Annotated in this window: 5 protein-coding genes and 2 tRNA genes; 2 read left to right on the forward strand and 5 right to left on the reverse strand. The window is 34.4% G+C overall.

Going from position 1 to position 8,085, the window contains the following annotated elements:
• Nucleotides 1-97: 97 nt before the first annotated feature.
• The 5 genes from yihA to ACFFIS_RS03505 form a co-directional block, all read right to left on the reverse strand.
• Nucleotides 98-685, reverse strand: coding sequence for a ribosome biogenesis GTP-binding protein YihA/YsxC (yihA, locus tag ACFFIS_RS03485; RefSeq protein WP_320379315.1), 588 nt, complete (start codon nt 683-685; stop codon nt 98-100).
• Entirely contained in the window at nt 682-3,006 is a 2,325-nt protein-coding gene (gene lon / locus ACFFIS_RS03490; protein ID WP_390186177.1) for an endopeptidase La, read from the reverse strand. The genes yihA and lon overlap by 4 nt, the downstream gene beginning before the upstream one ends.
• Nucleotides 3,007-3,210: 204 nt before the next feature.
• Nucleotides 3,211-4,488: an ATP-dependent protease ATP-binding subunit ClpX gene (clpX, locus tag ACFFIS_RS03495; protein WP_320379316.1), complete on the reverse strand. Its 1,278-nt coding sequence runs from the start codon at nt 4,486-4,488 to the stop codon at nt 3,211-3,213.
• Between the two features lie 328 nt (nt 4,489-4,816).
• Nucleotides 4,817-6,103, reverse strand: a complete 1,287-nt coding sequence (gene tig / locus ACFFIS_RS03500) for a trigger factor (protein ID WP_390186178.1) — start codon at nt 6,101-6,103, stop codon at nt 4,817-4,819.
• 311 nt (nt 6,104-6,414) lie between these two features.
• Complete coding sequence (locus ACFFIS_RS03505) at nt 6,415-7,401, reverse strand: tetratricopeptide repeat protein (RefSeq protein WP_320379317.1); 987 nt, start codon at nt 7,399-7,401, stop codon at nt 6,415-6,417.
• A gap of 372 nt (nt 7,402-7,773) precedes the next feature.
• Between ACFFIS_RS03505 and ACFFIS_RS03510 the strand changes: the two genes are divergently transcribed.
• Nucleotides 7,774-7,847, forward strand: a tRNA-Gly gene (locus ACFFIS_RS03510).
• Nucleotides 7,848-7,856: 9 nt separating this feature from the next.
• Nucleotides 7,857-7,930: transfer RNA gene (locus tag ACFFIS_RS03515), tRNA-Arg, on the forward strand.
• Nucleotides 7,931-8,085 lie beyond the last annotated feature (155 nt).

Raw genomic sequence — 8,085 nt, forward strand, 5'->3', positions numbered from 1 at the left:
GCTTTGCCCCCCCCTCGTTTCACCATTGTAATTTTAACAAAAATACTAATTACAGTGTGGAAGGGTCTAACCTTTTATTTTGTCTCAACCTCATTTTTTACTTCGCTAAATAGTGCCTAATCGCTGCCCAAGCTTGCTCTTTTCCTTCAGCTGTTTCAGATGAAAAAGCAATCAAATGATCATCTTTATCCAATTCTAGCACTGTCTGAGTGCGCTTTTTAAATTGTGCTTGTTTGTTTTTTGGTATTTTATCCAATTTAGTCGCAATCACAATTACTGGTAATTGATGATACTTTAAATATTGATACATTTGAATGTCATCTTTTGTCGGCTCGTGTCGTATGTCTGTTACTAATATAACTGCTTTTAGAGGCTTGCGTGACTGGAAATATGTTTCCATCATACTACCCCATTTTTCACGTTCCTTTTTTGATACTTTTGCATAGCCATATCCTGGGACATCTACAAAATAAAATTGTTCATTTATTAAATAATAATTCAGTGTTTGTGTTTTACCAGGCTTTGATGATGTTCTTGCTAGGCTTTTTCTTTGAATAAGTTTATTAATAAAAGACGATTTTCCAACATTGGAACGACCCGCTAAAGCAATTTCCGGTATATTTTCTGTTGGATACTGTTTTGGACTAACTGCACTAATGACATATTCTGCTTGTGTTACTTTCATTTTATCTTTTTCCCCGCTAACGCTTGATCTAGTACTTGATCAAGATGATTTACTTTTATAAATGATAAATCCTTACGTACACTCTCTGGTATATCTTCAATATCCTTTTCATTTTCTTCTGGAATAATAATTGTCGTTATCCCCGCACGGTGTGCACTTAATGATTTTTCTTTCAGCCCTCCGATTGGTAACACCCGACCACGAAGTGTGATTTCTCCAGTCATTCCGACTTCTTTTTTTACAGCACGACCTGTTAAAGAAGAAACGAGTGCGGTTGCCATCGTAATTCCTGCTGATGGACCATCCTTAGGTGTTGCTCCTTCCGGTACATGAATATGAATATCATATTTTTCATGGAAGTCTGGGTCAATATCTAATTGTTTTGCTCGTGAGCGAATATAACTAAAAGCTGCTTGAGCTGATTCTCGCATGACCTCTCCTAATTTCCCTGTTAAAATTAATTTACCTTTTCCAGGATAATGGGCCACTTCAATAGATAACGTATCTCCACCTGCTGAAGTATAGGCTAGCCCAGTTGCAGCACCAATTTGATCTTCTTGTTCCATTTGTCCATATCTAAAAATAGGCTTCCCAAGTAATTCTTCCAAGCTATTTTCCGTTACAATAACTCGTTTCTTTTCCCCGGAAATAATAATTTTCGCTGTTTTTCTACATAAATTGGCAAGTTGCCGTTCTAAGCTTCGTACGCCCGCTTCTCGTGTATATCTTCTTATCAACTTCAATATTGCTTCTTCTCTTACTTGTAAATGACTCTTTTGTAATCCATTTTCTTTAAGTTGTTTTGGCAATAAGTGCTCTTTTGCAATGTGTAGTTTTTCCACTTCTGTATATCCAGCTAACGAAATAAGTTCCATTCTATCTAATAATGGACCTGGAATATTATTAACGTAATTTGCAGTTGCAATAAATAATACGTTAGAAAGATCATAGCTTTCTTCAATAAAATGATCACTAAAAGTATGATTTTGTTCTGGATCAAGTACTTCTAACATCGCAGAAGATGGATCTCCTCGAAAATCATGGGACATTTTATCAATTTCATCTAATAAAAATACAGGATTAACAGATTTTGCCTTTTTCATTCCCTGAATGATTCGTCCTGGCATTGCCCCAATATATGTACGACGATGTCCCCTAATTTCTGCTTCATCGCGGACACCACCTAACGAAATACGAACAAAATTACGATTAATTGCTTTCGATATCGACTTTGCAAGTGATGTTTTACCGACACCAGGTGGGCCAACCAAACACAAAATAGGGCCTTTTATAGATTGGGTTAATTTTTGTACAGCTAAATATTCTAAAATCCGTTCTTTAACCTTTTCCAATCCATAATGGTCTTGATTTAAAATTTTCTTCGCTTTCGTAATTTCTATCGTGTCATCAGTTTTTTCAGTCCATGGCAATGATAGTAGCCATTCTAAGTAGTTGCGAATAACAGAACTTTCTCCAGAGCTTTGCGGTACACGTTCGTATCTCTCCAATTCTTTTAACGCAACTTCTTCAACCCGTTCTGGCATAGTTGAATCTTGAATTTTTTTTCTAAGTTCTTCAATTTCACCTGTTTTTCCTTCTTTATCCCCCAACTCTTGCTGAATTGCCTTCATTTGTTCACGTAGATAATATTCCTTCTGCGTCTTTTCCATGGAATTCTTTACGCGTTCGCCAATCTTCTTTTCCAAATTAAGTACTTTTTGTTCATTAGAAATCAACCGAATTAAGTGCTTCAATCTATCTTTAACATTAACCTTCTCTAAAATCCCTTGTTTTTCTTTCACTTTTAATGGTAAATGTGAAGCAATAACATCAGCTAACCTACCTGGTTCCTCGATATCAGATACAGTGTGAAATGTCTCTTTTGTTATTTTTCGTGAAACCTTTAAGTACGCTTTAAATTGATCTAATAGGTTCCGAACTAGGGCTTCCAATTCATTTTGATTATCTATTATTTCTTCCAACTTTTCATATTCAACGACAAATGTGTCTGCATCGTCTTCAAAACGAGTTACTTCTGCGCGATACATCCCTTCTACTAATACACGAATCGTGCCATTTGGTAGTTTTAGCATCTGTTTAACTTCCGCCACTGTACCAATTCGATAAATATCTTCAGGTTTTGGTTCTTCAATACTTATTTTTTGTTGTGCAGCTAGCAGAATTTGTTGGTTATTCATCATTGCTTTTTCCAAAGCAGCAATTGACTTTTCACGTCCTACATCTAAATGCAAAACCATTGTTGGAAAGACTAATAAGCCACGTAAAGGAAGGAGGGGTAATAAGTGCTTTTCTTGTGACATAAATGTACCTCCATTATTTGATTGTATAATATATGTATTTTATAGTAGAAATGCTTTTATATCGTATATAGTATGTCCAATCCTATTAGAGACTATGATATAAATAATGAGACTGACCATAGGCATCCCCATACACACATCTCTTTATCTAGAGAAGGAGCTGATAGGCCAAGTCAGTCTCATAAATTTGAGCTGATAATTTGATTATGCACTCTCTTTTGGTAATTTACTATTTCCTTTTTGCACTGTTCCATCATGGAATATCAACTTTGGATTTGTATTTTCATCTATTACGGTTTCCTCAGTAATGACACATTTGTCAATATCATCTCTTGATGGTAATTCGAACATAACATCGCGCATAATACTTTCGATGATAGAACGCAATCCCCTCGCTCCAGTCTTACGTTCTATTGCCTTTTTCGCAATTTCAACTAGCGCTTCATCTTCGAATTCTAATTCAACATGATCCATTTCAAATAGCTTTTTATACTGTTTAACAAGTGCATTTTTCGGCAATGTTAAAATTTTAATTAAAGCATCTTCATCTAATGGCTCTAAACTCGCAATAACAGGTAAACGACCAATAAATTCTGGAATTAAACCAAAGCGCAACAAATCTTCTGGAAGTACTTTTGCAAGTAACTGACCTTTATCCAAGTCATCAGTTTCTAGATTCGCACCAAATCCAATTACTTTGTTACCTAAACGACGTTTTATAATTTGTTCAATTCCATCAAACGCCCCACCAACAATAAATAAAATGTTAGTCGTATCAATTTGGATAAATTCTTGATGTGGATGCTTTCTACCACCTTGTGGCGGTACGCTTGCTACTGTACCCTCGAGGATTTTTAGCAAAGCCTGTTGAACACCCTCACCCGAGACATCTCTTGTAATAGATGGATTCTCTGATTTACGGGAAACTTTATCAATTTCATCGATATAAATAATCCCTTTTTCTGCTTTTTCGACATCATAATCTGCAGCTTGGATGAGCTTTAATAAAATATTTTCAACATCTTCTCCAACATATCCAGCCTCAGTTAGCGAGGTTGCATCTGCCATGGCAAAAGGTACATTTAATATACGCGCTAGCGTTTGAGCAAGTAATGTTTTACCACTACCTGTAGGTCCTAAAAGCGCAATATTACTTTTTGCAAGTTCTACTTCATCTGGCTTTTTCGGCGAACTAATCCGTTTATAATGGTTATATACTGCTACAGACAAACTTTTCTTTGCATTATCCTGACCGATTACGTAATCATCCAAGATTTCACAAATTTCCTTAGGCTTTGGAATTTCTTTAAATTCAGCTTCTACTTCGGTACCTAGTTCTTCTTCTACAATTTCTGTACATAGCTCTATACATTCATCACATATATAAACGCCTGGTCCTGCAACAAGCTTTCGAACTTGTTCCTGGCCTTTTCCACAAAATGAACATTTTAATTGTCCCTTTTCATCATTAAATTTAAACATGCTTATTTTCACCCCTAAAAGATATATATCAGCTTCTCTGTCCCATAACAATGTATCTGTCAATGTTATCATATCAGAACAAATCTGGAAAACAAAATAAAAGCATAGGTCCATTTATTATATTTCAACTGTTACTATAAATATTCCCTTTATTCATGAAGGTTAACCTAGTATTTGTTATGTTTATGTTTTTTATTATGGAGGGTTTTTAAGAAATGTCAAATCATCCGTATTAATAATGTATGTTGAAGGGCGTATAAAATTATAATGATATGAATTTTAATCATAAAAAAAACATGGTGTACGATTTCACCATGTTTTTTTAACTTTACTTAGCGTTACAATTTTCAACAAGAAAATCGATTGCTTTTTGTAATTTAAGATCGTCTTTTAATAATTCTGTGTTACCACCTAGCATTTGCTCAATTTGTTGCACTTCAACGCTGTACATTTCAGCCATTCTTTCGACTTCTTTTTTCACGTCATCATCAGATGGCGTAATGTTTTCAGCCTGAGCAATTGCTTCAAGTGTTAAATTCGTTTTTACACGTTTTGCAGCATCGTCTTTCATCTGCTCTTTCAATGCAGCCTCATCTTGGCCTGAAAATTGGAAGTACATTTCCATCGTCATTCCTTGCATTTGCAAGTTTTGCTGGAATTCATTCATCATACGTTCTAATTCCGTTTCGATCATTGCATCAGGTATGTCAACTTCAGCATTTTCAGTTGCTTTTTCAATGAGTTCATTTTTCATTTTGTTCTCTACATCTTGTTTCTTCTGAGCAGATAGTTCTTCTTGTTTTTTAGCTTTTAATTCTTCTAATGTTTCAACTTCGTCATCTACATCTTTTGCAAATTCATCATCTAGTTCAGGTAATTCCTTCACTTTAATTTCATGAATTTTCACTTTAAAGATAGCTTCCTTACCAGCTAAATCTTCTGCATGGTAGTCTTCTGGGAAAGTCACATTCACTTCTGTATCTTCTCCTGCTGATTTCCCAACAAGCTGTTCTTCAAACCCTGGGATAAATTGACCAGAACCAATTTCAAGAGATTGATTTTCTCCTTTTCCACCTTCGAAAGCTACTTCGTCAACAAATCCTTCAAAATCTATAACTACCGTGTCGCCTTCTTCAACTGTGCCTTCTTCTTTGACAACGAGTTCAGCATAACGGTCACGAAGATGTTCTAATTCATGATCGACATCCTCTGCGGAAACTTTGTCATCTTCCTTTTGAACGTCTAGTCCTTTATATTCACCAAGTTTAACTTCTGGTTTGACAGTAACTTTAGCTGTGAATACTAAGTTTTTACCTCTTTCAACTTCTTCAATATCAACTTCTGGCTGATCTACAGGTTCAATACCTGTCTCATCAATTGCTTTTGAATAAGCATTTGGTAAAACAAAATCAATGGCATCTTGATATAATGATTCAACGCCAAAACGCTTTTCAAATAGTCCTCTAGGCATTTTCCCTTTACGGAACCCTGGTACTTGAATATCTTTTACTACTTTTTTAAACGCTTTGTCTAAAGCTTTTTCAAACTCGTCAACTTCGACTTCAAACGTTAAAACACCTACATTTCCTTCTTGCTTTTCCCATTTAGCTGACATAATTGTGTTCCCTCCAAAAAACTATTATTTCATACATTATGTTTTGCATATATATGATTGGTTACCTAGTAGATTGTTTGTGCCAATTTTATAAAATATAAACGTTAAACAGATGTACTAGATTTGATGAATTTTGAATCTACACGATTAACTATATTCTATCAAATTTCAACCACTATATTATATCATAATTTACTTTGCTTTCAAGTTTTTTTCAAGCTTTAGTCCCTTATATACATACTAAAGACCCAAATCTATCTATATTACGTTGAAAATATCGCTTCTACAGACAGTTTTGGGTTAAATCCATATTATGCATCAATTATACTTAGGTATAGTTTTTCACACATTTCTATTTCTTCTATGTACTTTCCTGTCTTACTTTCCATCTCTACCTCATATGCATCGTTTTCGCCGTATAAATATTGGTTTCCAATATACTTTAGCGCCTCTGCAATCTCCATCACATCCTGGTGTGATGGTATAAATGGATACCATACGTAAACATATCGATACAATAGTTGTTCTAGTATATCGAATAGAGATGGATTTTTTTGTTCAAGGTTAGCAAATAAGAGCATCGTTTGTTTTATGGTTGATAATGCTTTTAAATCCGGAATATCTAATGGGTTTAAGTGGAGGCTCGCACCAAACTTTGTAATATGTATAAAATCCGAAAAGTTCACCGATTGTAACCATTGAAAAATAGCTGTTTTTACTACTGGATGGATATCGTCATTTTTTAATAATTGGATTACTTTTTTAGTTGGTATTGCTTTAATTGATCGCAGGTTTTCGATATGCACCCATTGTTTAATAAAATCATTAGTCTGTATTGCTTCAAACAACTCACTGATTAACTCGACTGATTGTTCGCTAATTAGATCCTGTTTAATTTTCACACTCATATCATATAACTGTTGAAACTGCTCTTGGATAATAACAGGTATTTTTGTTTTATTTGATAATGCTTCCTCGACTGTATCCATAAGTAAATCGTATTGATTAGTTTGAAATAATATAGTTAAATAAATGTGAACAAAATGATAATAATTCGTATCCCGTTGACTCATAGCATGTAGACACATTTCTTCTGCTTCTTCATATTTTTCAAGTTCAATTAAACAAATTATTTTTCCAATTAATATTTCATGACTGGTAATAGCATAGTGAATTAATTTATTAAATTTCTCTAATGCTTCTTTATATCTTTTTTCATGTAATGCCTGTAAACTCTCATTTTCTAATTGCTCTTTCCACTTTGGGAAAAGAATTATATTTTGCGAGGGTTGTTGCATGAACTTCCTCCTCATGTCTTCAGTAGTCAGTTATTATATAAAAGTACCCAGATAAAGAAAATCTAAACCCAAAATCAATTATGATTCTTTAGTTATTTTAACATATTTGCCAGTAATTGTTTATAAATCCTAAAAATTATACTTTCTAACAATTGATTTCATGACGTTCCACATGATCGGTACATAAAATATCGAATTGAACTAGATAATGAAGATCGATTTGTAACGATCAAAAAAGATTGGTTTTAAATGTTGACAAAAAAAGTCTATATGCATATAATATATTTTGTGGTTAAGATAAGTTACCTTAAAGCTTCAATTTCGTTTTGTGTACTAATCGCTATTAGGTTTCTAAAAACTTACAACGATGATGCGGGTGTAGTTTAGTGGTAAAACTACAGCCTTCCAAGCTGTTGTCGAGGGTTCGATTCCCTTCACCCGCTCCATACATATTTGTCCCAGTAGCTCAGCTGGATAGAGCAACAGCCTTCTAAGCTGTGGGTCGCAGGTTCGAATCCTGCCTGGGACGCTTTTATTACATACGACAACTCCGGTTGTCTTTTTTTATGTCGATTTTTAAAAAGCGGCTCTTTGTCAAATAGTGTTGGTGGCTGAATTAAGGTCGCTAAAATATTAATGATTCGGGATCTGTTTATCCTGCCACTTAAGCGGCAGGATAAACAG

The sequence above is a fragment of the Paracerasibacillus soli genome (genome assembly GCF_042432965.1).
In the GTDB taxonomy this organism is placed as follows: domain Bacteria; phylum Bacillota; class Bacilli; order Bacillales; family Amphibacillaceae; genus Paracerasibacillus; species Paracerasibacillus soli.